Annotated in this window: 31 protein-coding genes; 16 read left to right on the forward strand and 15 right to left on the reverse strand. The window is 68.8% G+C overall.

What is annotated here, in order from left to right:
* Positions 1-216: 216 nt before the first annotated feature.
* The 11 genes from AX709_RS02905 to AX709_RS02955 form a co-directional block, all read right to left on the reverse strand.
* The gene (locus AX709_RS02905) at positions 217-912 is read right to left on the reverse strand and encodes a DUF6683 family protein (RefSeq protein WP_156454122.1); all 696 of its coding nucleotides are present in this window, start codon (positions 910-912) and stop codon (positions 217-219) included.
* 68 nt (positions 913-980) lie between these two features.
* The gene (locus AX709_RS02910; protein ID WP_156454123.1) at positions 981-1,271 is read right to left on the reverse strand and encodes a hypothetical protein; all 291 of its coding nucleotides are present in this window, start codon (positions 1,269-1,271) and stop codon (positions 981-983) included.
* 84 nt (positions 1,272-1,355) lie between these two features.
* On the reverse strand, positions 1,356-1,955 hold the full coding sequence (locus AX709_RS02915) for a hypothetical protein (RefSeq protein WP_066477015.1): 600 nt from the start codon (positions 1,953-1,955) through the stop codon (positions 1,356-1,358).
* Positions 1,956-2,130: 175 nt separating this feature from the next.
* Complete coding sequence (locus AX709_RS02920) at positions 2,131-2,484, reverse strand: helix-turn-helix domain-containing protein (protein ID WP_066477016.1); 354 nt, start codon at positions 2,482-2,484, stop codon at positions 2,131-2,133.
* Positions 2,481-3,266, reverse strand: coding sequence for a type III secretion system export apparatus subunit SctT (sctT, locus tag AX709_RS02925; protein ID WP_066546590.1), 786 nt, complete (start codon positions 3,264-3,266; stop codon positions 2,481-2,483). The genes AX709_RS02920 and sctT overlap by 4 nt, the downstream gene beginning before the upstream one ends.
* On the reverse strand, positions 3,263-3,532 hold the full coding sequence (gene sctS, locus AX709_RS02930; protein WP_066477021.1) for a type III secretion system export apparatus subunit SctS: 270 nt from the start codon (positions 3,530-3,532) through the stop codon (positions 3,263-3,265). The genes sctT and sctS overlap by 4 nt, the downstream gene beginning before the upstream one ends.
* Before the next feature lie 27 nt (positions 3,533-3,559).
* A complete protein-coding gene (gene sctR, locus AX709_RS02935; RefSeq protein ID WP_082731281.1) occupies positions 3,560-4,210 on the reverse strand; it encodes a type III secretion system export apparatus subunit SctR in 651 nt (216 codons plus the stop codon).
* A gap of 3 nt (positions 4,211-4,213) precedes the next feature.
* A complete protein-coding gene (locus AX709_RS02940) occupies positions 4,214-4,504 on the reverse strand; it encodes a FliM/FliN family flagellar motor C-terminal domain-containing protein (protein WP_066546593.1) in 291 nt (96 codons plus the stop codon).
* A complete protein-coding gene (locus AX709_RS02945; RefSeq protein WP_066546595.1) occupies positions 4,494-5,177 on the reverse strand; it encodes a hypothetical protein in 684 nt (227 codons plus the stop codon). The genes AX709_RS02940 and AX709_RS02945 overlap by 11 nt, the downstream gene beginning before the upstream one ends.
* On the reverse strand, positions 5,170-5,484 hold the full coding sequence (fliO, locus tag AX709_RS02950) for a flagellar biosynthetic protein FliO (protein WP_066546597.1): 315 nt from the start codon (positions 5,482-5,484) through the stop codon (positions 5,170-5,172). Before fliO ends, AX709_RS02945 begins: the two co-directional genes overlap by 8 nt.
* On the reverse strand, positions 5,481-6,608 hold the full coding sequence (locus AX709_RS02955) for an EscU/YscU/HrcU family type III secretion system export apparatus switch protein (RefSeq protein ID WP_066546598.1): 1,128 nt from the start codon (positions 6,606-6,608) through the stop codon (positions 5,481-5,483). Before AX709_RS02955 ends, fliO begins: the two co-directional genes overlap by 4 nt.
* Before the next feature lie 639 nt (positions 6,609-7,247).
* On the opposite strand from AX709_RS02955, the gene AX709_RS02960 reads away from it, so the two are divergent.
* The 15 genes from AX709_RS02960 (at position 7,248) to ppc (ending at position 22,182) form a co-directional block, all read left to right on the forward strand.
* Positions 7,248-7,820 (forward strand): lytic transglycosylase domain-containing protein, encoded by a 573-nt coding sequence (locus AX709_RS02960; protein WP_066546600.1) that lies wholly within the window; start codon positions 7,248-7,250, stop codon positions 7,818-7,820.
* Between the two features lie 11 nt (positions 7,821-7,831).
* On the forward strand, positions 7,832-9,775 hold the full coding sequence (locus AX709_RS02965; protein ID WP_082731596.1) for a flagellar biosynthesis protein FlhA: 1,944 nt from the start codon (positions 7,832-7,834) through the stop codon (positions 9,773-9,775).
* Positions 9,772-11,580, forward strand: a complete 1,809-nt coding sequence (gene sctC, locus AX709_RS02970; protein WP_066546605.1) for a type III secretion system outer membrane ring subunit SctC — start codon at positions 9,772-9,774, stop codon at positions 11,578-11,580. Before AX709_RS02965 ends, sctC begins: the two co-directional genes overlap by 4 nt.
* 2 nt (positions 11,581-11,582) lie before the next feature.
* Entirely contained in the window at positions 11,583-12,716 is a 1,134-nt protein-coding gene (locus AX709_RS02975; protein WP_066546608.1) for a hypothetical protein, read from the forward strand.
* 24 nt (positions 12,717-12,740) lie between these two features.
* Positions 12,741-13,055 carry a hypothetical protein gene (locus AX709_RS02980; protein WP_066477037.1) on the forward strand — a complete coding sequence of 105 codons (315 nt, stop codon included), beginning with the start codon at positions 12,741-12,743 and terminating at the stop codon, positions 13,053-13,055.
* Between the two features lie 2 nt (positions 13,056-13,057).
* A complete protein-coding gene (locus tag AX709_RS02985) occupies positions 13,058-13,447 on the forward strand; it encodes a hypothetical protein (RefSeq protein WP_066477039.1) in 390 nt (129 codons plus the stop codon).
* A gap of 23 nt (positions 13,448-13,470) precedes the next feature.
* Positions 13,471-14,208: a type III secretion system inner membrane ring lipoprotein SctJ gene (gene sctJ / locus AX709_RS02990; protein ID WP_066477041.1), complete on the forward strand. Its 738-nt coding sequence runs from the start codon at positions 13,471-13,473 to the stop codon at positions 14,206-14,208.
* Complete coding sequence (locus tag AX709_RS18470) at positions 14,205-14,678, forward strand: hypothetical protein (RefSeq protein ID WP_156454124.1); 474 nt, start codon at positions 14,205-14,207, stop codon at positions 14,676-14,678. The genes sctJ and AX709_RS18470 overlap by 4 nt, the downstream gene beginning before the upstream one ends.
* The gene (locus AX709_RS18120; RefSeq protein WP_082731598.1) at positions 14,675-15,277 is read left to right on the forward strand and encodes a FliH/SctL family protein; all 603 of its coding nucleotides are present in this window, start codon (positions 14,675-14,677) and stop codon (positions 15,275-15,277) included. The genes AX709_RS18470 and AX709_RS18120 overlap by 4 nt, the downstream gene beginning before the upstream one ends.
* Positions 15,267-16,580: a FliI/YscN family ATPase gene (locus AX709_RS03000; RefSeq protein ID WP_156454125.1), complete on the forward strand. Its 1,314-nt coding sequence runs from the start codon at positions 15,267-15,269 to the stop codon at positions 16,578-16,580. Before AX709_RS18120 ends, AX709_RS03000 begins: the two co-directional genes overlap by 11 nt.
* Positions 16,577-17,026 carry a hypothetical protein gene (locus tag AX709_RS03005; RefSeq protein WP_066546617.1) on the forward strand — a complete coding sequence of 150 codons (450 nt, stop codon included), beginning with the start codon at positions 16,577-16,579 and terminating at the stop codon, positions 17,024-17,026. Before AX709_RS03000 ends, AX709_RS03005 begins: the two co-directional genes overlap by 4 nt.
* A complete protein-coding gene (locus tag AX709_RS03010) occupies positions 17,023-17,643 on the forward strand; it encodes a hypothetical protein (RefSeq protein ID WP_066546619.1) in 621 nt (206 codons plus the stop codon). Before AX709_RS03005 ends, AX709_RS03010 begins: the two co-directional genes overlap by 4 nt.
* Before the next feature lie 97 nt (positions 17,644-17,740).
* Positions 17,741-18,985 (forward strand): DNA/RNA non-specific endonuclease, encoded by a 1,245-nt coding sequence (locus tag AX709_RS03015; RefSeq protein WP_066546622.1) that lies wholly within the window; start codon positions 17,741-17,743, stop codon positions 18,983-18,985.
* The gene (locus AX709_RS03020; protein ID WP_066546625.1) at positions 18,982-19,407 is read left to right on the forward strand and encodes a hypothetical protein; all 426 of its coding nucleotides are present in this window, start codon (positions 18,982-18,984) and stop codon (positions 19,405-19,407) included. The genes AX709_RS03015 and AX709_RS03020 overlap by 4 nt, the downstream gene beginning before the upstream one ends.
* 75 nt (positions 19,408-19,482) lie before the next feature.
* Complete coding sequence (gene ppc / locus AX709_RS03025) at positions 19,483-22,182, forward strand: phosphoenolpyruvate carboxylase (RefSeq protein WP_066546628.1); 2,700 nt, start codon at positions 19,483-19,485, stop codon at positions 22,180-22,182.
* A 173-nt stretch (positions 22,183-22,355) separates the two neighbouring features.
* Here ppc and AX709_RS03030 read toward each other — a convergent pair whose 3' ends face one another.
* From AX709_RS03030 to AX709_RS03045, 4 genes are all read right to left on the reverse strand, one after another.
* Complete coding sequence (locus tag AX709_RS03030; protein ID WP_066546630.1) at positions 22,356-22,838, reverse strand: protein tyrosine phosphatase family protein; 483 nt, start codon at positions 22,836-22,838, stop codon at positions 22,356-22,358.
* Entirely contained in the window at positions 22,835-23,239 is a 405-nt protein-coding gene (locus AX709_RS03035; RefSeq protein WP_066477062.1) for an acyl-CoA thioesterase, read from the reverse strand. Before AX709_RS03035 ends, AX709_RS03030 begins: the two co-directional genes overlap by 4 nt.
* 63 nt (positions 23,240-23,302) lie before the next feature.
* Positions 23,303-23,665 (reverse strand): DNA primase, encoded by a 363-nt coding sequence (locus AX709_RS03040; RefSeq protein ID WP_066477064.1) that lies wholly within the window; start codon positions 23,663-23,665, stop codon positions 23,303-23,305.
* A gap of 114 nt (positions 23,666-23,779) precedes the next feature.
* Positions 23,780-25,054 carry a multidrug effflux MFS transporter gene (locus tag AX709_RS03045; RefSeq protein WP_331709697.1) on the reverse strand — a complete coding sequence of 425 codons (1,275 nt, stop codon included), beginning with the start codon at positions 25,052-25,054 and terminating at the stop codon, positions 23,780-23,782.
* A gap of 137 nt (positions 25,055-25,191) precedes the next feature.
* Here AX709_RS03045 and AX709_RS03050 point away from each other — a divergent pair, with 137 nt between their 5' ends.
* The gene (locus tag AX709_RS03050) at positions 25,192-26,145 is read left to right on the forward strand and encodes an isopenicillin N synthase family dioxygenase (RefSeq protein WP_066546633.1); all 954 of its coding nucleotides are present in this window, start codon (positions 25,192-25,194) and stop codon (positions 26,143-26,145) included.
* Positions 26,146-26,196: the final 51 nt, after the last annotated feature.

Consider the following 26,196-nt stretch of genomic DNA (forward strand, 5'->3'; position numbering starts at 1 on the left):
TGCCAGAGCTCGCGCTTCGGCCGCCAGCGGCACCGCAGGCGATGCGCCGCCGCCAATCGGGGCAACCGGGCCGGATCCGATGCGATCGATCGTCATGTCGTGTTCGCTTTCTTCTGTGCTTTCACCGCCATATCAGCACAGCCGGGCGACGAATGCGCTCCGCGATCCGATTAGGCGCGGTAATCGGATCGACTATCCGACCCGTCTCTTGCGCTATCAACGCTTGATCAGGCCACGATCGGTCAACTCGAAATCGCCCGGATCGCCGCCGAAGACTCGGGTGCCGCCCCGGCGCGCCATCCGGCTCAATTCGGCCACGCGCGACTCCATGCCGGCGGCGACCGCCGCTTCATGGATGCCGGCGGTGATGACGCCCTGGTTGATCAGCGTTTCGGCGAATTCCTGGCGCTTGGCGTCGGTCGGCAGCTTGCTGCTGATCGTCGGAAACGCCGCGCGAACCTGATCGCGGACTGCGGTCATCTGCGCGCGGGTGACGCGCCCGCGATAGTCGGTCGCGACGCCCCATTGCGCGACGAGATAGAAGGCAAGGGCATCCGCCGCGTCGTTGCGCGCCAGCCCCAGCCCGGGCGCCAGCCGGGCGAATTCGCGCATCGGCTTGCCCGACGTGACCATGGCGCGCATCTCGGCCCCGGAGCCCCGGGCGAGCTTCTCGGACTCGGTGGCCAGTGTCTGGGCGACCCGGGCGCTGACCGCGGCGCTTGGTCGGTAACGCGTTTGAACGGGCGAGGCCGGCTGCGCGGCTTCGGCGGTCAACGGAATGTTGCTGACCAATATGCCATTACCGACCTGCCAGGGGTCGATCGCGGGCGACAGGTCCTGTGCGACGGCGGGGAGCGCCAGTGTGACCGCAACGGTCCACCCGGCGCCGCCGGCAACCCGCCTGGCGATCATCGCCCCCCGGCGTTCCGTGCGTGCCGAAAGCCCGGATCCCGCATCACGCGCGATCGCCTGCGCGTGCGTCAATAGCCTGCCCTGGCGCAGAGCGCCGCGAGCCGTTGCGCCTTGGCGGGCGAAAGATTCGCCTGGTAGCTTTGCTTGTTCGCACAGATCGAGCGTGCGTCCCGCGACGCCAGTGGCGCAGACTGTTTGTTGTCGGAACGACGCTGGCGATTGGCCTCGGTGACGCCATGCTGCATCACCCGACCAAGCCCCTCGACCGTGGGGTCCCATGTCGGCATGTCCTGGGCGGCGGCGGTTCCGATACCGGCGAAAGCCACCGCGACGACGGCGAGATACTTGATCTGGGGCATACGCTTCACCTCGCTCTCTTGGTAAGTCGGGAAGGGGGGCCGCGCAATGCACGAGCCCCCCAAGCGTTTTGAAATCAGGACGAATTACCCCTTGCGGGCCATGTTCGCCATGCCTTCGCCGACCGCCTTCAGCGTGGTGCCCGACGCGTTGGAAACCATGCTGAACTGCTGGCCGAGCACGGTGAATTCGGTGGACAGGCTCGCCTTGCCGTCCTTGATCTGGTTGGACACCTGTTCCATCTCGTCGCCGAGCTTGTTGAGGGTGCTGCCCAGCGAGCGCGCCATCGCCATCAGCCAGCCCGGCGCCTTGCCGCCGGCGCGTGCCGAGCGAGCATCCTCGCTTTCGGCCGATTCGCGCGCCAGATCGAGGATCTGGTCAAAGGTGTCGCGCTGCGCCTGGCCGATCTGGGCCGCCGTATCGCCGGCCTCGTTGCCCAGCGCCTCGATCGCTTCGTCGAGGTTGCGCGCGGTGCCCTGCACATCGCCGAACGAGCTGGAAAACGCGCCCTGCGCCATTTCGATGGCCGACTGGGGCAGGCCCATCTGCTGGCCGAGCTGCTGGATGAACTGCTGGCCGATCTGCGAGACGACCTGCGTCGCCAGCTGCGCGATGATACCGCCCATCGGGCCCATGGCCGCGGTGGCGAGCAGGGAAACGGGATTGAAACCGCCGATGCCGAACATATGCCTTCTCCTCAAAAGATGCGTCGCGCTCCCATGCCGCCGGAGCCGGGGCGGGACGGCGGCGTGGCGGGGATCGCTGGCCGCCGTCGTCGACACTCTTGTCCTCCAGTTTCGCCTGCACCTCACTCACCGATCCGACTAGCGCGGCTAGTCGAATCGCTTAGCTGGCTGCCGTTTAGTTGAGCGGGTGAAAGAGCAGGCCGGCCAGCGCATTGAGCTCGCGCACGCCATCAAGCTCGAGCTTGCGGCACATGTTGTTCAGGTGGACACGCACCGTATTCTCGCTGATCGCCAGCAGCGTGGCGATGTCGGCATTGGCCCTTCCCCAGCCCAGAAAGCGCAGTACCGCCACCTCGGTCTTGGTCAGCGTCTGGATGCCGGTCACGTGCCGGTCGGGAATGCGCGAGCGCGGGATGCGATATTCGCCGACCAGCTGCGCCTCGGTTTCGGCCTGCGCGTCCGCCTTGCGCAGCAGCCGCATCAGCTCGCGCAGCCGTGCCTCCTCGTCCTGTGCTTCGCCGGGGCTCATCGCGCCAATGCTCCGATCAGTGCGCGGACGACGTCGTTGCGCGACGCGATCTCGCCCACCAGCAGCTGCGCGAACAGCGGAATCAGCATCAGGACGAGCGCGGTCGCCGCCCATGCCTTGATCGACATCGACAGCTGGAAGACGTTGAGCTGCTGGGCAAAGCGGTTGAGCAGGCCCAGCGAAGCGTCGACGACGTAGAGGAACACGATCACCGGTGCCGCCAGCACCACCGCCAGGGTCATCAGTCGGCCGAACTCGCCCTCGAACAGGACAAGCCCGCGCATGTCCAGCGACTGCCAGTCGGCGGTCATCGGCCAGATCGCGAAGCTCTCCAGGATGGTCGCGACCAGGAGCATCAGCCCGCCGACGGAGGCGAAGAGCACGTTGGCGAGCCGGGCGAGCAACGCGCCGTTGAGCGAAACCTGGTTGCCGCCCAGGGGCTCGAGCACCTGGCCGATCGTCGCGCCGACCTTGGCATCGATGATTTCGCCCGCCGCCTCCATCGCCCAGAGCAGCGTGCCGAAGAAAAAGCCGATGACGACCCCCGCCACCGCTTCCTTGAGCAGTAGCCGCGCCCAGGCAAAAATGCCCAGCGCGGCCGGGTCGATACCCGTCGTCATCCAGTAGGCGACGCCGCCCAGCGTCAGGATCAGGCTGTTGCGCACCATCGGCGGCACCGTGTCGGGCGCGAACAGCGGCAGAAAGGCAAAGGCGGAGCCGAACCGGGCGGAAGCCAGCGCCACGATCAGCAGCTGGTCCATCCATCCGGTATCCGGGGTCATCCGCGCACCATGCCGGGGAAATTGACGAAGATCGTGTCGGCAAAGCGGTACAGCGTGGCCGCCAGCAGCGACGCGGTGACGAACAGCGTCAGCACCACCGCGAAGAATTTGAGCGTGTATTGCAGCGTCTGTTCCTGAAGCTGGGTCGCGGCCTGGACGATCGCCACGAGCAGCCCCACCGCCGATGCCGCGATGATCGGCGGCGCGGACAACAGCAGCACCAGCCACAACGCCTCGACGGTGACCCCGACGATCGATTCGGTCACGATCGCGCTCCGCTGGCCCGCATCCGGCTAGACATAGCTGAGCACCAACCCGTGGCTGATCTTCACCCAGCCATCGATCAGCACGAACAGCAACAGCTTGAACGGCAGCGAGATGGTGACCGGCGACAGCATCATCATGCCCAGCGCCAGCAGGATGTTGGAGATGACCAGATCGATGACCAGGAAGGGAAGAAAGATGAGGAAGCCGATCTGGAACGCGACGGTCAGTTCCTTGACGACGAAGGCGGGAATGACGACGATGAAATCGGTATCGCGCGCGGGCGCGGTGCCCGACCGCTCGGCGACGCGCGCCTGAGTGCGCTGAAAGAATGCACGCTCGCCGGGGTCGCTGTGGCGGATCAGGAATGCGCGCAGCGGCTCTTTCGAACGATCGGCGGCGGCAAACAGCTGGTCGGTCTGCGCCGGCACCTCGGTCTCGCCCGACGCCGCCGCCATCTGCTGGATCGTCGGGTACATGACATAGAGCGAGAGGATCAGCGCCAGGCCGTTGAGCACCAGATTGGGCGGCACCTGCTGAAGCCCGAGCGCGTTGCGGATCAGGCTGAGCACCACGACAATCTTGGTGAACGACGTCACCATCACCGCAAAGAACGGCGCGAGCGCGATCAGCACGACCGTGACGAGCGCGGAGCCCGGCGTGAAGCTCGACAGGTCCATCGCTCAGTGCTCGCTCACCAGCGCATCGACCAGCACGCCATAGCCATCGCCGACCCCGACCAGCGTGCCGCGGGCAAAAGCGCGACCGCCCGCCAGCAGCTCGACCCGAAGCGCGCCGTCGGCGGCCTCGACCGGCAGCACCGCACCCTCGCGCACCGCCTGCAGCCGGCCAAGCGGGATCGCCTGGCGGTCGAGCGCGATCGTGACGGGCACCGCGAACCGCGCCGCGGGGGGTTCGGCGCCCGGTATGTCGGCCGGTGCGGGCGCAACGCCGGTTTCGGGATCATCCGCCATTCGGGACTCCTTGCGTGAACGCAGTCGGGGTGAAGACGCGCGTGCCGGGATCGAAGCGCCCGCGACATGGAGGCACGCCGTCGGCGTCGAGCACGGCATCGAACGGGCCTGCGCCGATCAGCACCAGGTCGCCGGCACCCAGCTCGGCGGCGTCGAGGGGCGACAGGCGAGGGCCGGGGAAGTGCAGGCGACCGTCGAGCGTGACATGCGCCGCCAATGGCGACGCGAAGGGTCCGGTGGCCGCCAGCAGCGCCAGGTCCTGCGGCACGATCAGCCATAGCCGGTCGGCGACGCCCCGTCGGGCATCCAGCGTCGCCAGCTCGACCGGCAGCCCGCCGGCCGGAGGCCGGGGGTCGACACGCTCGGGGTCGATCGCGATGCCGAGCGCGCGTTCGATCAGGGCGAGCAGCGGTTCGAACCGGTCGATCAGCTCGACCGCGGCGACGCCGTCGACGCCGGGCGAGCCGCAGGGTGCGCCGCCGTGCCGGTCGAAGCCGATCGCCGCGCCGTTGCCGCATATGACCCAGTCGCACAGCGCGCCGGGTGGCCCGACGATCCGGGCCCGGACAACGCCGTCGTCGACGACCCAGCCGTTCAGCGCGCCGAGCAGGCGGTTGCGCCGATCGGCATCGTCCGCGTCGACCTGCGGCAAGGTGGCGATCAGGTCACGCATCGGGATTCTCCGACGTCGCCAGACGGCCGCCTGCGCCCGCCGGCCAATGGCGCAGCAGGGTGACGCCGCCGGAGGTCACCCCGATCAGCAGCACTTCGTCATTCACCTCGATCATCGCGACGCGCTCGTTCTGGCCGACCGGCAGTGCGCGCAGGAAACGGATCGTGCGATCGTCCTCGCCACGCACACCGGTGAAGCGGTCCTGCCAGCGTTTGAGCGCGCGCAACGCGATCCAGGCGAGGCCGAGCACGATCGCGAGCGCGATCACCACCGCCAGCAGGCTGGACAATACCGCCAGAATGTTCATTCGGCATCCTCGCGGATCGGCTGGACATCGCCTGCGCGGGCGCGTCGGGCCCACAGGATGATCTCGGCAATGGCGTCGAATTCAGCTTCCGGGATGATCTCGTTGATCTCGGCGGTCGCCCATAGCCGCCGGGCCAGCCCGACATTGCGCACGATCGGCACGTCGGCCTCGACCGCCGCCTCGCGCATCGCGGCGGCTAGCGGCCCCTCTCCCTTCGCCGCGACCATCGGAACCGGACAGTCCGCCGGGTCATAATCCAGCGCGATGGCGAGGTGGGTCGGATTGGTTAGCAGGACGTTGGCGTTGCGGCTGGCCTGCACCGCATTGCGGTTCGCCCATTCCTCGTGCAGCTGGCGACGCTGTGCCTTCAGCATCGGGTCGCCTTCATTGTCCTTGTGTTCCTGGCGAATGTCGCGCCGGCTCATCATCAGCTTCTTGATGTAGCGGTGCTGCGTCCATAGCCGGTCGGCCAGCGCGACGAGCAGGAAGATCGCCACTGACCAGGCGACCAGCTGGATCGTCAGCGCACGCAGTAGGTCGAGCACCGCGGCCGCGATCCCCGATCCGCTGCCGGGGAACGGCATCCACGCGGCCGCATGCGCCAGCGCGGCATATTCGTCGACCGATCCGGCCAGCACGATGCCGGCGGCGCCAAGCACCAGCAGCGCCTTGATCAGCGTCTTGGCGAGCTCGAACAGATTGTCGAGGCTGATCATCCGCTTCAGTCCCTCGACCGGGTTGAGCGTGTCGAGCTTGGGCTTCAGCTTCTCCGTGCTGAACAGGGCGCCGACCTGAAAGAATTCGCCCGCGACGCCCATCACCGCCGACGGCAGCAATGTCGCCGCGGCCGCCAACAACACGATCGCGCCGGCCGACCATCCCACCACGCTCAGCGACGTGCTGAAATTGCCCGAGGTCGCGCGCGCGACGGCGAGGTCGGCAAAGGCGGCGATCCGCACGCCGATGAAGCCGGCCGCGCCGAGGAACAGCAGCAGCCACATGACGAGGCCGATCGCAGCGCCAAAGTCCTTCGACTTCGCCACATCGCCCTTGTTGCGGGCGTCGCGCAGCCGCTTGAGGGTCGGCTTCTCGGTCTTGTCGCCGCCGTCATTCTTCTCGGCCATCCACTGCTCCGGTTGGCGTCAGACGAACGCCCGGGAAGACTAGGAATTATTGCAAGCAAGTCGCGGATAATAGATCAGTTCATGACTCATATCGCTAGGCAAAGGATGATGGCAGATTGGTGACAGCGTCAAGTAAATGCCGGGACAGTGTGGCGATCCGAGTGATTTCCAGGACATTACGATCCCGCAATGAAAAGCCATTTATTGACGAAAAGTTGTTACGTGTATCATCTGGCCGCAGCGAAAACTCCATTCACCGTAAATGAACGCACGGTTCATCGCACTTGGCACACTTCCTACTTGATACAGAGGACAAAATTGCAGCATTCGCAGCACGACGGCGCGAGCAGAAGCGAGTCGGCGTGATGCCCTGACTTCCGGACTTTCCAGTCCGCGAACGGGTTTCGGGTGCGTAACAGACGGTGTGTGGAGATCGTGTGCATGATCGAAGCCCGGGTAATCATTCAATGCGCTGCGGCAGCTTTACTGTCGGTATCGGTATTATCGGCAAAACCGTCTTTCGCGAAGGACCCGTTCAATACGGAAGTTCTTGACGAATGCCCGATCGCGTCCAAAATCCGGACGGCGACATCTTCACCTCAATTGCGATCGTCCTCACTGGCTGCCTGTACGGACCGGATGGTCGCCACCCCGACGGTGCCGGTCCAGCCGGGACCGGACATCGTGCGGATCATCGGGGTCAAGCCCGATCCCGAGGACGCGCGCAATGCGTCCGGCGCGTCGCAGTCCAGCTGGTCGCCGCCGACCGCTCCGGCCGGGACGGTCACGCGGCTTTCCTATTCGCAGTTCGACGACGTGATCGGCCGCGCGGCAAGCCGGCATCGCATCGACCCGCTCTTCCTGCACGCGGTCATCGCCACCGAGTCGGCCTATCGCGCGCGCGCGGTGTCGAGGGCGGGTGCGCGCGGGCTGATGCAGATCATGCCCGCGACCGGCCGCGGGCTGGGGGTGGCCGACCCTGCATTGTTCGATCCGGCGACCAACATCGACGCCGGCGCCCGCCACCTGAAGCGGTTGCAGCGGCGCTACGGCACCAATTTCGAGCTGATCCTGAGCGCGTACAACGCCGGGGAGGGCGCCGTCGCCCGCTATGGCAACCGCGTGCCGCCCTATGCGGAAACCCGCAACTATGTCGGTCGCGTGATGGCGCGTTATCAGCAACTTCGCAGCGGAACCGGGCCGGGCCGGTGAGTTTCGCCGCCATGCTCGCGAAGCTGCCGAGGGGCGGCATTCGCGCCGCCGACCTGTTGCTTGTCGGCCTGGTCGTCGCCGTCGTCGGCCTGCTCATCCTGCCGCTGCCTGCGGTCGTCCTCGACCTCTTGATTGCGGCGAACATGACGATCGGCGTGCTGCTGCTGCTCAGCACGCTCTACATCGCCAAACCGCTCGACCTGTCGACCTTCCCGACCGTCCTGCTCCTGTCGACGTTGTTCCGGCTATCGCTGTCGATCGCGACGACGCGGATGATCCTGACCGAGGCGCATGCCGGCGCGATCGTCCAGCAGTTCGGCGAGATGGTGGCGGGCGGCGACCTGATCGTCGGGATCGTCGTGTTCCTGATCATCACGATCGTGCAGTTCATCGTCATCTCGAAAGGGGCCGAGCGCGTGGCCGAGGTGGCGGCACGGTTCAGCCTGGACGCCATGCCCGGCAAGCAATTGTCGATCGACAGCGACCTGCGCTCGGGCCTGATCGACAAGGACGAAGCGCGCGCGCGCCGCCGCACGCTCGAGCTGGAGAGCAAGCTGCACGGCAGCCTCGACGGCGCGATGAAGTTCGTGAAGGGCGATGCGATCGCGTCGATCGTGATCGTTCTCGTCAACCTGATCGGCGGGCTGGCGATCGGCGTGTTCAACCGCGGCATGTCCGCGGGCGACGCGGTCCACACCTATTCCATCCTGACGATCGGCGACGGCCTGGTCGCCCAGCTTCCCGCATTGTTCAGCGCGATGGCGGCGGGGTTGCTGGTCACGCGCACGACCGACGAGGACAAGGACCGCGAGCTTGGCCCGGCAATCGCGCGCCAATTGTCGGGCAAGCCGCGCGTCCTGTTCATCGCTGCCGGGCTGTGCGTGCTGCTGGGGCTGATCCCCGGTTTTCCGACGCTGGTTTTCCTCGCGCTCGCGCTTGCGCTGGCCTTTGGGGGCGCGTGGCAATTGCCCGCCGGCCGGGTGTGGATCAGCGGCCGCGCGCGCCGGCTCGACAGCCGCCCGGCGGCGCTGCCCGATCGGATCGAGGCGCGGCCCGGCGCACTGGCCCCGGTCAAGCCGCTGGTGCTGGAACTGTCGGCCGACGGACTGGATGCAGCGATGGTCGCCACGCTGAGCGCAGAGGCGAGCCGCCTGCTGGATCGCATCCAGGCGCGGATCGGCCTCGCCGTCCCGCCGATCGAGATCGCGCCGGGGGCGGGCCAGCGCGGACGCTGGGCGCTGTTCGTCAACGAGGCACCGGTAGCGTCGGGCTGCTTCGACCCGGGCGAGGTCGACCGGGTCCTGCCCGAGGTCGAGAACGCATTGCGGCGCAATGTCGGCCAGTTCCTGGGCCTGCAGGAGGTGACGACGCTGCTCAACCGGATCGGCGCGGAATATCCCGATGTCGTCAAGGAAGCGGTGCGCGCGGTGCCGACCGCCCGCATCGCGGAGGTCATCCGCCTGCTCGTCGAGGAGGAAGTGTCGCTGCGCAACCTACGCGACGTGCTGGAGGCGATCGCGGACGCCGGCCAGTCCGAACGCAACGCGATCCCCATCGCGGACATGACCCGGGTTGCGGTCAAGCGGTATCTGACCCCGCCCCTGTGCACCGACGGGCGGCTGCGCGTGCTGATCGTCGGCGCGACGCTCGAATCCTTTCTGCGCGACAATGTCCGGCCCGTCGACGGCGTGGCCCGTCTGGCGATGGAGCCCGAACAGGCGCGCACGATGATCGCGATGCTCAAGCGCGAGCTCGCCTCGTGCGGGGCGCGGGCGATCGTCACCGCGTTCGACCTGCGCCGGCCGCTGCGGCGGCTGATCGCCGGCGACGTGTTCGACACGCCCGTGCTCGCCTTCAACGAGCTGTCGCCCAGCGTGCCGCTCGACATCGTCGCGCAGTTCGACCGGACACCGATCACGATCGAGGAGGATGTGGGTTTGGGAGCTGCCGAATGACCGTGCGCCGTCTGATGACGACGATCCTTGCCACCGCCGGCCTGGCCCTGTCGGCGGTTCCCGCTGCGGCGGGCGACCCGCCCTTTGCCGATCGTCGCGTCGCGCTCAATGCCCGCAACGACGAGGTCGCGGCATTCATCCGCCGCTTCTTTTCCTCGGCCGGCCTGACGGTCAGCGTGGACCCTGCCGTCAAGGGCCGGATCAACGGCCGGTTCGAGGGCGCGGCCGCGACCGTGTGGAGCCAGATTGCGCGCTCGTTCAACCTCGTCGCCTATCATGACGGGTCGACGGTGATCGTCTATCCCGCCGGCCAAGTGCAGAGCCGCACGATCCCGGTCGTGTCGCGGCGCGGCGGCGAGCTGGTGTCGGCGGTCAACCAATCGGGACTTTCGGACAGCATCAACCAGGTCCGCGCCGTGTCGGAGGACGCGGTGCTCGCAACTGGCGTGCCCAAGTTCCTCGACCAAGTCGCGCAGCTGGCGAGCGCGCTGCCCACGCGGCCCGACATTCCGCAAACCGCCCAGATCAGCCCGGCGCGCGGCCGCGGCTATCAGCGGGTCGAGCCCTATGAGCTTCGCGTCTTCTATCTGCGCTATGCCCGCGCCGACGATACGACGCTGATGGCGGGTGGCCGCGAGCTGATCGTGCCCGGTGTCGGATCGACGCTCAGTCGCATCATGGGCGACGGCGCGCCCGTCGCCGGCAGCGTCTATGCAAGCTATGGCGGGCGCTCGGTGCGCCAGAGCCAGCCGCGCCTGGGCGGCCGGGGGTTGAACGCCGTGCCGCCCGGTCCCGCGCAGACGCCCCAGATCGCGCCCTATGAGGACGAACTGCTCGGCTTGCCGCCGGGCCCTGCGGTCGCGGCAGAGAGCGGGCCGGGCTATGCCCAGCGCGGTCCCCGCATCGCGATCGATCCGTCGATCAACGCGGTCGTCGTGCGCGACCGGCCGGAGAACATGCCCGCTTATGAAGGGCTGGTCCGCGCCCTCGACGTCCGGCCGATGATCGTCGAGCTCGAGGCGACGATCATCGACCTCAACATCGACCGCCTGCGCGAGCTGGGTATCAACTGGCGGATCCAGAGCGAAGGCTTCAGCTCGCTGTTCGGCGGCGACATCGTCCGTCGCACCGGCGATCCCGCCGTCGACTTCACCCGGCTCGGCCAGGTCAATCGGGGCCTGTCGCTGTCGGGGGTGATCGGGTCCAACCGCGAATTCATCGGGCGGCTGAGCGCGCTGGAGGAAAAGGGCGCGGCCCGCGTTGTGTCGCGGCCCCAGATCGTCACGCTGTCGAATGTCGAGGCGGTGTTCGACCGCACCCGGACCTTCTATGTCCGCGTGGCCGGCGACCGCCAGGTCGACCTGTTCAACGTGACCGCCGGCACCGTGCTTCGCGTCAACCCGCATGTCCTGTACGACAACGGCCGGACGCGCATCCGCATGGTCGTGGGTGTCGAGGATGGCGCGGTGCTCGATGCCGAGGTCGACGATATCCCGATCGTGGATCGCGCCAGCGTCAATACTCAGGCGATGATCAACGAGGGCGAGGGGCTGCTGCTGGGCGGACTGACCGTCAATGCGGATTTCGATGCGGAGACCAAGATCCCGCTGCTCGGCGACATTCCGGTGCTGGGCGAGCTGTTCAAGTCGCGCAGCAAGCGCCGGCAGAAGACCGAGCGGCTGTTCCTGATCACCCCGCGGATCATCCCGATCGACACGGTGGCGGTCCAGCCCGCCGCAGCCACCCCGCCGGTTCCGATCGCGCCGGCACCCGTCAAGCCCAAGCGACAGCGCAAGCGGAGATAGCCATGGCCCGTGCCGATCCCCCCGCGCCCCACATCGTGCGGATCCTCGAAGGCCGGCTGGCCGGGCGCGAACACCCGCTCGGCATGGCGGACCGGCTGTGCATCGGCCACGGTCTGGCCAACGACATCGTGCTGCGCGGCACCGGAACGCGCGACGGCGTCATCGAACTGACCCGCCAGGATGACGCGGGCACGATCCGCCTGCGCGTCATCAGCGGCCAGGCCGAGCTGTTGGGCCGGACGATGGGGCCGGAGGACTCGGCACAGCTCCCGCCCTATCTGCCGTTCCGTTTCGGCGAATTCCTGATCGCGCATGGCGAGCGCGGCGCCGATCGCTGGGACGAGGCGCTGGCGATTGCTGCGTCGCCGTGCGGCGCGCCAGCGGTGCCGCTGCCCGCGCCCAGCATGTCCGCCCAAATCGCGGGTCGTGCGCGCGGCACGCTGGAGGCCGCGATCGACCGGATCGGCATCATGCGGCTCGGGGTGGTGACCGCGTCGATGGTGCTGTTGCTGGCCGCATCGGGTCCGCTGGGTTCGGCGATCGAGCAGCAATGGTCCGGACCGGGCGCGCTGCAGGGCCGGCTGGCGGACGCCGGACTGGGCGACCTCTCGGTCAGTCGCAACCCGGCCGGCGGGCTGATCGTCAGCGGCATGGTTTCCGACGAAGGCGACCTGATCCGGTTGCGTACGCTCGCCGCCGAGCAGGGTGTGCCCGTGATGGTCGACGTGACGTCGGCGGCGTCGATCGCCAGCGCGGCAACCGACATCCTGCAGGCCCAGGGGCTGCCCGCGCGCGCGGAGCCGCTGGGGCTGGGCAGCATCGCGGTGATCGCGCCCTATCTGTCCGACGACCGCGAGCAGCAGCTGGTCCGGCTGTTGCGCCGCGACCTGCCGGGGCTGCGCCGTGTCGCCTTCCGGCTGGATCGCGCGGCCGGCGGCGATGCGCTGCAATCCTTTTTCGCGCGCAGCGGCACCGGCCTGGCCAGCGTCGTCGCCGATCCCGGCCATATCGTGACCGCCGACGGCGCGCGCTGGTTTCCCGGCGCAATCCTGCCGACCGGGCATCGGCTGGTGTCGGTCGAGGCCGGCCGGGTGCGCTTCGAGAAAAATGGCCGGACCGAGGAAATCCGGCTGTGACGACTATCTGAGAGGAGTAATGCGATGACCGATATCACCCCCACCTACGGCCTCAACGCGCTGGCCGCCGCCCCGATGAGCGCCGGGCCGATGGACCGCAGCCGGACCCCCGCCAACTGGTTCGAGGCCTTTGCCGGTGCCTGGGGCAAGGCGCTCGACAATCAGGCGGCGGCGATCGAGCAACGCTCCGACCTGATCGCCAATGAAGGCGGCGACACCCCGTCACAGATCACCCAGCTGACCGCCGAATCGATGAAGATGAGCTTTTTGTCGCAAAGCTCGCACAGTTCGCTCGACAGCGTGTCGAAGGCGCTGGAAACCATGGCGCGGAAGGGCTGACCATGTCGATCGAAGCCCTTGCCGCCGCGGCCGCCGCACCGGTCGAGCCGCTGGTCGTCGACCTCGCCCCGCCCGTTCCACAGCAACCGGGTGCCGGCGCGCAGGGCGAGTTCGCCGCCGCGCTCGATCGCGCCTCGGCGATCGCACCGGGCGACGACGTGCCGCCCGCGCTCAAGGGGCTGCTCGAAACGCTCGACAAGGTGAATGTCGAGGCCAAGAGCGTGGCGGAATATGCGCGGTCGGCCGAATTGTCGGCGGGCGAGTTGACGCCGGGCGAGATGGTCCAGCTGACCATGCAGTGCCAGGAATTCATGTTCCACTGCCAGCTCACGTCGAACATCGCCAATCGCAGCTCGGACGGCATCCAGCAGCTGTTCCGTCAGCAAAGCTGAACAGGGCGGGACAAGGAGGACGCATGGCCTGGATCCGATCCTGCCGCCGCTGGCTCGCCATCGGCCTGATGCTGGCGCTGGCGGCGTGCGGCAATCAGGAACTCTATGGCAAGCTCAAGGAGAGCCAGGCCAACGAAATGATCGCGGCGCTGCGCAACGCCAATATCGCGGCCACCAAGCAGTCGAGCGGGGAGGGCGAATGGAGCGTCTCGGTCGCGCCCGCCGACTTCGCCCAATCGGTCGAGGTGCTGCGCAGCAATGGCCTGCCGCGCGACGAGTTCGCCTCGCTCGGCGACCTGTTCGCGAAGAAGGGCTTCGTCTCCTCCCCGACCGAGGACCGGGCGCGGCTGATGTACGGGCTGTCGCAGGAATTGGGCCGTACCGTCAGCGCGATCGACGGGGTGGTCGAGGCGCGCGTCCATCTGGCCATCCCCCAGCCCGATCCGCTGTCGGACAAGGTCAAGCCGTCGTCCGCGGCGGTGTTCATCAAGTATCAGCCGGGATTCGAGCTGCGCAGCCAGACCGGCGCGATCAAGTCGCTCGTCACCAATTCGATCGAGGGCTTGTCCTATGACAAGGTCTCGGTCGTCATGTTTCCGGCTCAGGCCGCGCCCGCGCGCAGCGGCATGTCGATGGCGAGTTTCGGCCAGCCCTGGCTCGCGGCGGTGCTGGCCGCCCTGGGCATCGGCGGGCTGATCGTCGCGCTGACGATGCGCCGGGGGCGGTCGACGCTGCCGGTCGTGCGGAGCGACCCTGAATGAGCGCGGCGGCGCGCCGCCGGCTGGTCGCGCGTGCGCGGCTGGCGCGCGATCACGGCGTGGCACCACGTCGGTCGGCCCGGCTCGCCGGCGCTCCTCCCAACGCGACCGTTTCGCTCGCCGAGCTGGCCCATTGGCCGGGCTGGCCCGCGGGTGCGTCGGACGCGCAGGCGGCGGCTTTCAAGCTGATCGCGCTGGTCGCCGCGCGCGACGCGCTGGGCCGCGTCATCGAAGGACACATGCTGCGCGCCTTTGCCGCGGAAGTGGGGGAAGGGGTGCTGGAGGCGGTGCTGGCGCTGCCCCCCGGTGGCGATCGTCCGCTGCCGCCGCCCGCCCAGTTGCGCGCGCAGGGCGAGGCGCTGGCGCGCGGGGCGCTTCCCGGCGCGTTGCGGCCCGCGGGCGCGCAAACGGCTGATCCCCAGGCCGCGCGGTTCGTGGCGATCGCCGAGGCGGTGGGCGAGGCCGAGACATGAGCTTCTACCTGATCCGCGCCAACCGCGACGCGCTGCTCGCCAGCGATCGGCCGATCGTGCGCGCCGCCGATCGCGAGCCGCTTGCCGACGCCGTTGCCCTGTTCGACATGCTGGAGCGCGAGCGACAGGCGGGGCGTGAGGCAGCGGCGACGGTCGAGCGCGAGGCGGCGGCGCGCGGCTTTGCGGCGGGCGAGGCGGCGGGCATGCAGCGTTTTGCGGACGCGGTCGCCGCCGTTGCCGGCGAGGCGCTGCGCCACCGTGAAATGCTCGAGCATCAGGTCGCCGAGCTCGCGTTGACGGCACTTCACCGGATGGTCGACACGCTCGATGACGAGGCCGTGATCCGCGGTATCGCCCGGCGCGCCGTGGCCGACCTGGTCGGTGCCGGGCCGGTAACGGTCGAGGTGTCGGAAAGCGTCGCGCCGGTCGTCGAGCGGGCGTTGGCAGAGATGGATGCCGGGGCGATCATCGTCCGCGGCGACCCTGCGCTCGATGATACGCAATGCCGGGTGATCGCGGGCGACAGCCGGATCATCGCCGACCGCGACGTGCAGATCGAAGCGATCCGTTTGCGCCTGGAACATGCCGATGACGCTTGAGACGCGTATCGATGCCATGTTCCGGGGGCTGGACGCGGCGCCCGTCGTCGAGCAGCGCGGGCGGCTGAAGGGCGCGGTCGGGACCGCGATCCGGGTCGCCGGCGTCACCGGCCGGATCGGCCAGACCTGTGCGCTGCTCGATGTGGCCGGACGCCCCGCGCTGCTTGCCGAGGTCGTCGGGATGAACGACGGCGAACTGCTGCTGTCGCCGCTGGGGGACCTGCGCGGGCTGTCGAGCGAGGCCGAGGTCATCGTGCGTGCCGGCGACGACCGGGTGCCCGTCGGGGATGCACTGCTCGGGCGCGTGCTCGATGCCCGGCTGGAGCCGCTGGACGGCGGTGCGCCGCCGCGCGGGTCGATGTCGCGTCCGCTCTATGCCGTCGCGCCCAACCCGATGACGCGTCAGCGGATCGACCGGCTGCTGCCCACCGGCGTGCGCGCCATCGACGGGCTGGTCCCGGTCGGGCGCGGCCAGCGGGTCGGTGTGTTCGCCGCCGCCGGGGGCGGGAAAAGCACCCTGCTCGCCATGCTTGCCCGCCAGGCGCGGGCGGACGTCATCGTCATCGCGCTGATCGGCGAGCGCGGCCGCGAAGTGCGCGAGTTCATCGAGGACAATCTGGGCGAGGAGGGGCTGGCACGATCGGTGGTCGTTGTCGCGACTTCGGATCGACCCGCGCTTGAGCGCGTGCGTGCCGCGCATGCCGCGACCGCCATGGCGGAGGGGTTCCGCGCGGAAGGCCGCCATGTCCTGTTGCTGATGGATTCGGTCACGCGCTTTGCCCGCGCGCTGCGCGAGATCGGGCTGGCGGCGGGCGAGCCGTCGGTGCGGCGCGGCTTTCCGCCGTCGGTATTCGCGGAGCTGCCACGCCTGTTCGAGCGCGCGGGGACCGATGCGGCCGGGGCGATCACCGGCGTCTACACCGTGCTGCTGGAGGACGAGGAGGACGACCCGGTCGGCGAGGAGGTGCGCTCGCTGCTCGACGGGCACCTATATCTGTCGCGCGCGCTCGCCCGAAAGGGGCATTATCCCGCGATCGACGTGCTGGCGAGCCAGAGCCGCCTGATGTCGCAGCTGTGCGACCCGGGCCAGATCGCGGCGGCGACCCAGCTGCGCGCGATGCTGGCCAAGCTCGCCGAGATCGAACTGATCGTCCAGGTCGGCGACTACCGGCCGGGCCAGGACGCGATGGCGGACCGCGCCCTGGCGATGCGCGAGGCGATCGACGGATTCTTGCGGCAGGGATCGCATGATGCATCGGACATCGCCCTCACCCGCACGCTGCTCAGGGGCTTTGAGGGATGACGCACGGCGCGGCAGAACTGGCGACGCTGTGCCGCCTGCGCGCGCGCGAGCTGGATCGTGCGCGCGACACGCTCGCCGCGGCGAGCGCGCACCATGCGGCGTGCGAGGCGGCGGTCACGCGCCTGGAGTTGACGCTCCGGGACCAGCATGTCGCGCTGGATGCGGCGCGCGCCGCCCGCTGTCGCGCGCCGGCCGATGAGATGATCCGGCTGAGCCTCGATCGTCGCGAAAGCGAGCTGCATGAAACGCAGGCGCTGTACGGCGCGGCGATCCAGCGACGCGCGGACGCCGCAACGGCATTGCGCGAGGCGCGCGCGGGCATGCTGCGGGCGCAAGCGCGCGAGGAAGCCGTTGCCGGCCTGCACCATCGCGCCTTGCGCGATGAGCGCCGCCGCCGCGACCGGCATGCCGAAAATGAACGCGAGGACCATCGGAGACGCGCATGATCGATGCACCACGGCCAGCTTCGCCCACGCCCACGCCCACGCCCGCTGCCGCCCGCGCACAGCGCGGCGACGCGGCCCCCCCACGCGCGCCCGCCGAGCCGTCCCCCGGGGATCGGTTTCGCCACGCGCTGAAACGGCTCGGACAGGCCCAGGATGATGCCGGGCCGCTCGCGGTCGCCGAAGGATGGTCGCGGCCGGAGCCGCTGCCCGGTCCGGTCGGCGGCGAAGCGCGGCCGGATCGTGACGATATGGCGGCCGTCCCGCCACCGGCGGGGAACAGGGTCGACGGGGCGCCCGCGCCGTCCGCGCCCCCGGCCGGCGCCGCCGTCGATGTTGCGTTCGCCGATGCCGACCGATTTGAACGCGCGCTGGACGCCGCTGCGCGGACGACGGAGACTCAGATCACCCTGCCGGCCGGGTGCGCCGCGCGCGAAGTCACGCTGGCGGTGGCCGCTGACGGAAACGCGTCGATGTCGCTCGACATGGACATGGACGAACGCGGCCGCCATGCCGATCCGACGGAACTGACCGCGCCGCTGGCGCGGCTTGGCATCCGGCTGATCGAAACCGAAGTGCTCGCGCGCCGGATGCGCGAGGCCGGGGACGACCGCGCCTAATCGATCCGACTAGCCCGCCTAATCGCATCGAGGAGCGCCCTCGATCGCGAATCATGTTCTTCTCGCCCATCGGAATAATGGTGCCGGGTGACGAACGATGGTCAGCGCAAGCGAGTCCGCCGCAGCGACAGCCAGCAGCCCGCCGGGCGCGATCGGCAGCGACCTGTCGCGGCGCGCCGGCGAGGCGGTCGCAAGCGCCAGCTTCGATGCACGCGCGCTGGCGGCGGACCTGAACGCGCGCGCCGCCGGCGACCCGGTCACGCTGCGCACCCTGACCACCCAGGTCGAGGCGCAGCTCTCGCCCGTGGAGCGCGGCGAGCTCGCCCGCGCGCTCGATGCCGCCAACGACAACGCGCTCGCCGTCGCCGCGTCTCCGGGGCCGGACCCCGTCCAGCTCGGCCTCGACCTTGGCCAGATGGCGCTCGACATCACCGGCCTGTTCGATCCGACGCCGATCAGCGACGGGGCCAACGCGGTCGTCTCCGCGGGCCGCGCGATCGGCTCGTTGTTCTCCGGTGATTTCGGCGATGCCGGTGGCCACGCGCTGAACGGCGTGATCTCCGGCGTCGCGATCGTCCCCGCGCTCGGCGACGCGGCGAAGCTCGGCAAGATCGGCAAATGGGCCGACACGATCAATGACGCGGTCGGCGCGGTGGCGCGCAACCCGGCACTGCGCGCCACGCTCGAGCCCGGGTTGCGCGCCGTCAAGGATGCCGTCGATGCGATCCCGCAATCGGCGATCGACGCGCTGCCGGCCGGCGCGCGCGACGCGATCGGGAACATGAAGCGCCAGCTCGACGACTTCTTCGCGCCGCGCGCCGCCGCCAATGCGGCGACCGCGACCAACCTGACCGCACGGGTCGGCGCCAACAGCGTGCAATGGACGGTCGATGCCAACGGCTATCCGACGCGCGTCACCGCCACCTTGTCCGAACTGCAGCCGAGCGGAACGCCGCGCGGCAACGCCGAACTCGACGCACAGGACGTCACCCGCGCGCGGGGCCTGTCCGATGACGATGCCGGCCATGTGATCGGCCACCGCTTCCTGGGCGACCAGGGCACGCGCAACATGTTCCCCCAGAATTTCAACTTCAACCGCTCCGCCTACAAGACGCTGGAGAATGAATGGGCCGGATGGATCCGCAACGGCGGTACTGTGCGGGTCGAGGTTGAGCTGATCGGCGGGACGGGCGGGCGTCCCGATCAGGTCGGCGCGACCTATGAAGTGTTCAACGACGCGGGACGCCGCGTCTTTGACAACCAGGAGCTGTTCGACAATGCTGCGGGGCAGCAGTTCCAGCGCGTGCCGAACGCCGACATGTCGCGGATCCTGAACCAATGATCGTGCTGGCGATGCCGGCGAATTCGGGTGACCAGATGCAGCAAGTCGCTTTCGACCGGCAGCGCGCCGACACGCTGGTTCAGGAAATCGGCAGCGAGATCGTGCGCGGTTCAAAATACGCCGCCCGGCCGTGGCAGCGGATCGCCGTCGTCGCGGAGATCGCCGATCGCAAGCGCCTGTTCGGATATATGTACTGGGACGGTGACCAGTGGGAGGCTGCGACGCCGGACGGCTTTCGGGCGCTGACGCTGTTTCAGGAGCTCCAGTCGGCGATGCGCGTCGCCGACAAGCCCGCGTGGAAAAAGTGCCTGGTCCGGATCGACCGTGCCAGCGGCGCCATCGACATCGACTTCGACTATGCCGGCGACAAATGGGTGCCCGACCCCGCCGACCCGGCGAAAACCGCGCGATCGCTGCTCTAGGTCCGGCGCGGCCCGCGGCACGACGCGGGCAATCGACGGTTGACCCTGCGCTTGCCGCAGTGCAGCAAGGTGCGCATGGCCAGCCTCCCCAGCGTCATCAACAACCCCGACATCCGGTTCCTCGGTCGCCTGCTCGGCGACGTCATCCGCGCCTATGATGGCGATGCGACCTATGCACGCATCGAACAGATTCGCGCGGCTTCGGTCGAACGCCATCGCCGCGCGGCGGAGGCCGGGCACGATGTCGCCGGCAATGGTGGCCCCGCCGACCCGCATCTGGCCGAACTGACGCTGGACGAGGCGCTCGCCTTTACCCGCGGCTTCATGTTCTTCTCGATGCTCGCCAACCTGGCGGAGGACCGTCAGGGCATCGCCGCCGAACCCGATGCCGATGTCGCGAATGCCGTCGCGCGGCTCGCCGAGGCCGGCATCGGCCGTGACCAGGTGCGCGCGCTGCTCGATCAGGCGCTGGTCGCGCCCGTCCTGACCGCCCATCCGACCGAGGTGCGGCGCAAGAGCCTGATCGACCACAAGAACCGCATCGCCGAACTGATGGCGCTGCGCGACGCGGGGCTGACCGAGACCGCGGACGGCGACCAGGTCGAGGAAGCGATCCTGCGCCAGATCGCGCTGTTGTGGCAGACGCGCGTGCTTCGCCCCGACCGGCCCAACGTCGCCGACGAGGTCGAGACCGCCCTGTCCTATCTGCGCGACGTGTTCCTGCCGGTGCTTCCCGCGCTGCACACGCGTTGGGACCGTATCCTGGGGGAGCGTGTGCCCGCTTTCGTCCGGCCGGGCAGCTGGATCGGCGGCGACCGCGACGGCAATCCGTTCGTGACCGCGGCATCGCTGCGCCTCGCGCTCGCGCGCGCAGCGGAAACCGTGCTCGTCCATTATCTCGATGCGGTCCACGCGCTCGGCGCGGAACTGTCGATTTCGACCCGCCACGCCGATGTCGAACAGGCGGTGCTCGAACTGGCGGCGGCGAGCGGCGACGATGCGGCGAGCCGCGTCGACGAGCCCTATCGCCGGGCGCTGTCGGGGGTTTATGCGCGGCTTTGCGCGACGCATGAGCGGCTGGCGGGCAAGGCCCCGCCACGCCCCGCCGGCATCGTCGCCGAGCCCTATGCCGATCCCGCCGCCTTCCGCGCCGATCTGGTCGCGATCGCCCGCGCGCTGGCGCATAGCGGCGATGGCGCGCTTGCCTCGGGCGGGGCGCTCGGTCGCCTGATCCGTGCGGTCGACATTTTCGGCTTCCATCTCGCCACGCTCGACATGCGCCAGAACAGCGCGGTGCACGAACGCGTCGTCGGCGAACTGCTCAAGGTTGCTGGCGTCGAACCCGATTATGCCGCGCTCGACGAAGCGGGGCGGGTCGCGCTACTGACCCGCGAACTGGCGAGTCCGCGTCCGCTGACCGTGCCGTCCGCCGGCTATTCGGACGAAACCGCGGGCGAGCTGGCGATCGTCCACGCCGCGGCCGAGGCGCATCGCCGTTACGGCCGCGGCTGCATCACCAACTACATCGTATCGATGAGCCAGTCGGTTTCCGACCTGCTCGAGGTCCATGTGCTGCTCAAGGAAGCCGGGCTGTTCGTGCCTGGCGAGGCGCCACAGGCGCATGTCATGGCGGTGCCGCTGTTCGAAACCGTCGCCGATCTGGAGGCGGCTCCGGCGATCATGCGCGACTGGCTGGCGATCCCGGCGGTCCGTACCATTGCGTGCGGCCGCGGGCGTCAGGAAGTGATGATCGGCTATTCGGATTCGAACAAGGACGGCGGCTATTTGACCTCGACCTGGCAATTGAGCCGCGGGTCGACCGCGCTGCGTCCGGTGTTTGAGGAGGCGGGCGTCGCGCTCCAGCTGTTCCACGGGCGCGGTGGTGCGGTCGGGCGCGGCGGCGGTTCCGCCTTTGCCGCGATCCGGGCCCAGCCGCGCGGTACGGTGGGCGGGCGCATCCGCATTACCGAACAGGGCGAGGTGATCGCCGCCAAATACGGCACGCGCGAAAGTGCGGCGACCAATCTGGAAGCAATCGTGTCGGCCACGCTGCTCGCCAGCCTGGCGCCCGACACGGTGCCGCCCGCCGACCAGGCACGGTTCGCGGCGGCGATGGACACGCTGTCCCAGTCGGCGTTCCGGGCCTATCGCGGGCTCGTCTATGAAACCGACGGGTTCCGGACATTCTTTCGCCAGATGACCCCGATCCGCGAGATCGCCGACCTCAAGATCGGCTCGCGCCCCGCCAGTCGGAAACAGTCCGACGCGATCGAGGATCTGCGCGCGATCCCCTGGGTATTCTCATGGGCGCAAGCGCGGGTGATGTTGCCCGGCTGGTATGGCGTCGGCCAGGCGGTCGATGCGTTCGCCGACAAGGGGCTGTTGCGCGCGATGCATCAGGGCTGGCCGCTGTTCGCCGCGACGCTTGCCAACCTTGAGATGGTGCTCGCGAAATCGGACATGGGGGTGGCCGCGCGCTATGCCGCGCTGGTCGAGGACCCGGCGCAGGGCGAGGCGATCTTCGGCCGCATCCGCGACGGCTGGCACGCGACGCGCGACAACCTGCTCGCGGTGACCGATCAGCCCCGGCTGCTCGCCGCGCATCCGACCCTGGAAAACTCGATCCGCCTGCGCCTGCCCTATATCGAGCCGCTCAACCTGCTCCAGGTCGAACTGCTGCGCCGCCACCGCGCGGGCGAAACCGACCCCCGCATCCGCGAGGGCATCTTGCTGACCATCAACGCGATCGCGACCGCGCTGCGCAATTCGGGGTGAGGGCGCGGGTCCGGCATCTGGGGGGGCGACTCTCGTGGTGCCTCCCGGCCATTCACGGGCACGCATCCCTAGAGCATGATGACGTTAGATCGACCCGCTCTCTCACGACTTCCTCGTCAACCCGGCACAAGGCCAGGGTGACGAAAGTTGATTCCGTGTAGAGTCACCATGCGCTAATAGTCCCGCCCGGCAAAGCGATGGGCGCGTGCGACGGCTTCGGTATCGCCCAGAAACGCTGCCCACACCCCACCCGGCTGCCAGACGCTGTCCATCGGCGCGCGTGCGGCCGCGTCGTCCATCCCCAGTTCCTCGCGGCGATAGCGGGTCAAGAACGCCGTCACCCGCGCATTGACGATGCAATGGACGTGCAGCGGGGTGCCGCCATGCGCGACCATCGCCTGCCGGAACGCCTGATAATGCGCCTCTTCGGGGGCGTCGAACGGCACCGGGATGTGGGTGTAGCCGATGCCGAGCGCGTCGAGGATCGTCGGCTCCTCCGCCACCGCGCGCGGATGATCCGACATGCCCAGGTTGACGACGTGGCGCACGCCCAGCGCCGCAAGCGCCGCGAACTGTTCGGCAGTGGGCTGGCCGGACGTCGTCAGCTGTGCGTCGATGCGGCGAAAATTGAGGATCGCGTCGGGCCCGGTGCTCATGCGCCTGTCGTCTCCATGAACCGCGCCGCCATCTCCGCGGGGACGCGCATCAGCCGCCCGCTGTCACGGTCGATCAGCGCCCAGGTGGTGCGGGCGTCGATCTTGACGCGCCCGTCATCGCCAGTGAAGCGCATCATCCGGTCGAAACGCGCCCCGCGCGGCGGATCCTGTACCCAGGTTTCGGCGGTCACCTGCTCGCCGGCGCGGACATTGCCGCGATAATCGATCTCGTGCCGGGTGACGACCCAGACATGCCGCGCGATCTCGTCGGGCGTCGCGACCGCCGCCCAGTGGCTGACCGCGACATCCTGCATCCAGCGCACCCAGACCGCGTTGTTGACGTGGCCCAGCTCGTCGATATCGGCGTCGGTGGCGGTAAAGCGAAGCGTGAACCGGCTCATCGGCCGTGAGCGGTATCACGACTGCCGGGCGGCGGACCAGCCCCCCGGCAGCCGCAGGTGGGCCTATTCCAGCGCGGCGCGATCCGCGTCGTCCAGATCGTCGTCGTCGGCCAGGTCGTCGTCGTCGAAATCTTCCTGAAGCTCGTCTTCCTCCAGGTCGTCTTCGTCCGCCGCGTCATCGGCGTCCTCGTCTTCGTCGTCGTCAGCGTCTTCAGCGGTTTCGTCGGCACCCGCCATCAGCGCCGCGTCGTCCGTATCGCCCTCCAGGTCCTCGCCCAGATCGGGCTCGACATCGGTCAGCACCACGCCGTCGGTCGGGCCGTCGCGCGTCGCTTCCAGGATTTCGGCGCGCTGGCTTTCGTCATAGCCATCCTCGTCATAGCCATCGTCATTGGGTCCGGTTTCGGAGATATGCAGGCCACCCATGGTCACCCTTTCGCGCTTGGCGTCCCCGCACGATTGCAGGGGACTCGCCGGCAACGAGGCTAGCCGACCCATGTTCCACTTGTGTGGCGGCCCAGCGACGACCGGGGCTGAAAATCAGCCCGCGTTGACCGACCGGAAGAGCCGGCCGCGCTCGGCGGCGAACACCACGCCCAGCGCCGCCAGCCCGAGCAGCACGAAAGCGCCGTAAAGCGGCACGGTGGTGCCGTCGAACCGCTGACCGATCAGCGCGCCCAGAATCGCGCCGATCAGCGTCGAGGCAAAGCCCTGCAGCGCCGACGCCGATCCCGCGATCCGCCCCATATTCTCCATCGCCATCGCCGAGAAGTTGGACGCCGCGAGGCCGAAGCAGCCCATCAGCATCGCCTGGAGGATGATGAACGAAGCCAGCGTCTCGTTGCCCGTCACCGCGACCGCCCAGTGGATCGCCGCGATCATGATCATCCCGATCAGCGCCCCGTGCGAGATGCGGCGCGTGCCGAAGCGGAGCACGATGCGCGAATTGGTGAAATTGGCGAGCGCCATCGTGCCGGCGACACAGGCGAAGGTCAGCGTCAGCAGCTCGGGCCGGCCAAAGATCACGTCCATGATCTGCTGGATGGAATTGATGAATCCGAACAGCCCGCCCGAAATCAGCGCCGCCGCCAGCGTGTAGCCGAACGAATAGCGGTCGATCGCGACCTGGCGATAGTTCGCCGCGATGCGCATCGGTTCGAGCGGCACGCGGTTGGCCGGATCGAGCGTCTCGGGCATCCGCAGCCAGTACCAGGCCAGCACCAGCGTGATGACCAGCGCCAGCCCGCCGAAAATCCAGCGCCATTGCGCGAAGAGCAGCACGAACTGGCCGAAAGCGGGGGCGAGCACGGGGGCCGCCATGAACACGACGAACACCAGGCTCATCACCCGCGCCATTGCGCGTCCGGCAAAGCAGTCGCGGACCATCGCGACCGTCACGACCCGCGCGCCCGCCACCGCCATGCCCGACACGAAGCGCGCAATCAGCAACAGGGTGAAACTGCCCGACATCGCCGCCAGCACATTGGTCACCGCGCCCAGGATCAGCGATCCGGCAAGCACGGGGCGGCGGCCGAAGCGGTCGGCCAGCGGACCATGGAACAACTGGGCGCAGGCGAAGCCGACCAGGAAGCTGGTGATCACGAACTGGCGGTCGTTGGGATTGGCGACGCCCAGGCTGTCACCGATCGCGGGCAAGGCGGGCAGCATCGAATCGATCCCGAGCGCGGTCAGCGCCATCAGCGCGGCGCTGAGTGCGACGAATTCGCGCATCGGAATCGGCGATCGATCGGCGCTGACGGTGGTCTGGGCATCCATGCTGCGCTGCTCCATGAACTCTTGATCGCGCGACGTCACGCCGATTTCGTATGCAGGGCGGTGATGCCGCGCGTCGGATGACGGCGGCGGGCAAATAGGGCGGCGGAACGGCTGGCCGACCGGGCCCGTCGCGCTTATGTGTGGGCGCTGATCCTCGTTTCAACCGGACCCGAGCCATGTCTGACGCCCTGCTTGCCGAAGTCCCCCTGATCTCGATGCGCGATCAGGCGGACGATCCCGACGCGTTCGCTGCCGCTTTCGGCGAATCGTTCCAGCGGTTCGGCTTTGCCATCGTTGCCGATCACGGCATCGACGATGCGCTGATCGAGCGGGCCTGGGCGATGACGCGGGCGTTCTTCGCGCTGCCCGAGGCGGAAAAGCGGCGGTACCACCTGCCCGGGGGCGGCGGCGCGCGCGGGCTGACCCCGTTCGGTATCGAGATCGCAAAGGGCGCGAGCGAGAACGACCTCAAGGAATTCTTCCATGTCGGGCGCGAGCTGCCGCCCGGTCATCGCTTTCGCGCGGTGATGGCCGACAATGTCTGGCCCGACGCACCGGCGGGGTTCCGCCAGACCTTCCTTGACCTGTTTGCCGCCTTCGACGCGGCGGGCGACCGGCTGCTGTCGGCGATCGCCCGCTATCTGGGCCTGGCGCCCGACTGGTTCGATCCGGCGGTGGCGGACGGCAACAGCGTGCTCCGCCTGCTGCATTATCCGCCGGTTTCCGCCGATGCGCCGGGGGTGCGCGCCGGCGCGCACGAGGACATCAACCTGATTACGCTGCTGCTCGGCGCGGAGGAAGCGGGGCTCGAACTGCTCGACCGGGACGGCCGCTGGCTTCCGGTCAAGCCGCCCGAGGGCGCGATGGTCGTCAATGTCGGCGACATGCTGCAGCGGCTGACCAATCACGTGCTGCCGTCGACCACGCACCGCGTGGTCAATCCGCCGCCCGAGCGCCGGGGCACGCCGCGCTACTCGATGCCGTTCTTCCTCCATCCCGCGCCCGACTTCCTGATCCGGACGCTGCCCGGCTGCGTCAGCGCGGACAATCCCGACCGCTATCCGACGCCGATCACGGCACACGACTATCTGCACGAGCGCCTGGTCGAAATCGGCCTGATCAAGCCGTGAACGCGCTTCCCACCCGCGCAATTTTCGATTAGCCGCGCCGGGCTGGGAGGA

Origin of the sequence: Sphingomonas sp. CCH15-F11 (genome assembly GCF_001557005.1) — a bacterium.
Taxonomy (GTDB): domain Bacteria; phylum Pseudomonadota; class Alphaproteobacteria; order Sphingomonadales; family Sphingomonadaceae; genus Sphingomonas.

What these genes read in the sequence shown, in the direction of transcription:
- AX709_RS02905 (WP_156454122.1), bottom strand. Translation starts at nt 912, where the DNA reads ATGATCGCCAGGCGGGTTGCCGGCGGCGCCGGGTGGACCGTTGCGGTC.
- AX709_RS02910 (WP_156454123.1), bottom strand. Translation starts at nt 1,271, where the DNA reads ATGCCCCAGATCAAGTATCTCGCCGTCGTCGCGGTGGCTTTCGCCGGT.
- AX709_RS02915 (WP_066477015.1), bottom strand. Translation starts at nt 1,955, where the DNA reads ATGTTCGGCATCGGCGGTTTCAATCCCGTTTCCCTGCTCGCCACCGCG.
- AX709_RS02920 (WP_066477016.1), bottom strand. Translation starts at nt 2,484, where the DNA reads ATGAGCCCCGGCGAAGCACAGGACGAGGAGGCACGGCTGCGCGAGCTG.
- sctT (WP_066546590.1), bottom strand. Translation starts at nt 3,266, where the DNA reads ATGACCCCGGATACCGGATGGATGGACCAGCTGCTGATCGTGGCGCTG.
- sctR (WP_082731281.1), bottom strand. Translation starts at nt 4,210, where the DNA reads ATGGACCTGTCGAGCTTCACGCCGGGCTCCGCGCTCGTCACGGTCGTG.
- AX709_RS02940 (WP_066546593.1), bottom strand. Translation starts at nt 4,504, where the DNA reads ATGGCGGATGATCCCGAAACCGGCGTTGCGCCCGCACCGGCCGACATA.
- AX709_RS02945 (WP_066546595.1), bottom strand. Translation starts at nt 5,177, where the DNA reads ATGCGTGACCTGATCGCCACCTTGCCGCAGGTCGACGCGGACGATGCC.
- fliO (WP_066546597.1), bottom strand. Translation starts at nt 5,484, where the DNA reads ATGAACATTCTGGCGGTATTGTCCAGCCTGCTGGCGGTGGTGATCGCG.
- AX709_RS02955 (WP_066546598.1), bottom strand. Translation starts at nt 6,608, where the DNA reads ATGGCCGAGAAGAATGACGGCGGCGACAAGACCGAGAAGCCGACCCTC.
- AX709_RS02960 (WP_066546600.1), top strand. Translation starts at nt 7,248, where the DNA reads ATGGTCGCCACCCCGACGGTGCCGGTCCAGCCGGGACCGGACATCGTG.
- AX709_RS02965 (WP_082731596.1), top strand. Translation starts at nt 7,832, where the DNA reads ATGCTCGCGAAGCTGCCGAGGGGCGGCATTCGCGCCGCCGACCTGTTG.
- sctC (WP_066546605.1), top strand. Translation starts at nt 9,772, where the DNA reads ATGACCGTGCGCCGTCTGATGACGACGATCCTTGCCACCGCCGGCCTG.
- AX709_RS02975 (WP_066546608.1), top strand. Translation starts at nt 11,583, where the DNA reads ATGGCCCGTGCCGATCCCCCCGCGCCCCACATCGTGCGGATCCTCGAA.
- AX709_RS02980 (WP_066477037.1), top strand. Translation starts at nt 12,741, where the DNA reads ATGACCGATATCACCCCCACCTACGGCCTCAACGCGCTGGCCGCCGCC.
- AX709_RS02985 (WP_066477039.1), top strand. Translation starts at nt 13,058, where the DNA reads ATGTCGATCGAAGCCCTTGCCGCCGCGGCCGCCGCACCGGTCGAGCCG.
- sctJ (WP_066477041.1), top strand. Translation starts at nt 13,471, where the DNA reads ATGGCCTGGATCCGATCCTGCCGCCGCTGGCTCGCCATCGGCCTGATG.
- AX709_RS18470 (WP_156454124.1), top strand. Translation starts at nt 14,205, where the DNA reads ATGAGCGCGGCGGCGCGCCGCCGGCTGGTCGCGCGTGCGCGGCTGGCG.
- AX709_RS18120 (WP_082731598.1), top strand. Translation starts at nt 14,675, where the DNA reads ATGAGCTTCTACCTGATCCGCGCCAACCGCGACGCGCTGCTCGCCAGC.
- AX709_RS03000 (WP_156454125.1), top strand. Translation starts at nt 15,267, where the DNA reads ATGACGCTTGAGACGCGTATCGATGCCATGTTCCGGGGGCTGGACGCG.
- AX709_RS03005 (WP_066546617.1), top strand. Translation starts at nt 16,577, where the DNA reads ATGACGCACGGCGCGGCAGAACTGGCGACGCTGTGCCGCCTGCGCGCG.
- AX709_RS03010 (WP_066546619.1), top strand. Translation starts at nt 17,023, where the DNA reads ATGATCGATGCACCACGGCCAGCTTCGCCCACGCCCACGCCCACGCCC.
- AX709_RS03015 (WP_066546622.1), top strand. Translation starts at nt 17,741, where the DNA reads ATGGTCAGCGCAAGCGAGTCCGCCGCAGCGACAGCCAGCAGCCCGCCG.
- AX709_RS03020 (WP_066546625.1), top strand. Translation starts at nt 18,982, where the DNA reads ATGATCGTGCTGGCGATGCCGGCGAATTCGGGTGACCAGATGCAGCAA.
- ppc (WP_066546628.1), top strand. Translation starts at nt 19,483, where the DNA reads ATGGCCAGCCTCCCCAGCGTCATCAACAACCCCGACATCCGGTTCCTC.
- AX709_RS03030 (WP_066546630.1), bottom strand. Translation starts at nt 22,838, where the DNA reads ATGAGCACCGGGCCCGACGCGATCCTCAATTTTCGCCGCATCGACGCA.
- AX709_RS03035 (WP_066477062.1), bottom strand. Translation starts at nt 23,239, where the DNA reads ATGAGCCGGTTCACGCTTCGCTTTACCGCCACCGACGCCGATATCGAC.
- AX709_RS03040 (WP_066477064.1), bottom strand. Translation starts at nt 23,665, where the DNA reads ATGGGTGGCCTGCATATCTCCGAAACCGGACCCAATGACGATGGCTAT.
- AX709_RS03050 (WP_066546633.1), top strand. Translation starts at nt 25,192, where the DNA reads ATGTCTGACGCCCTGCTTGCCGAAGTCCCCCTGATCTCGATGCGCGAT.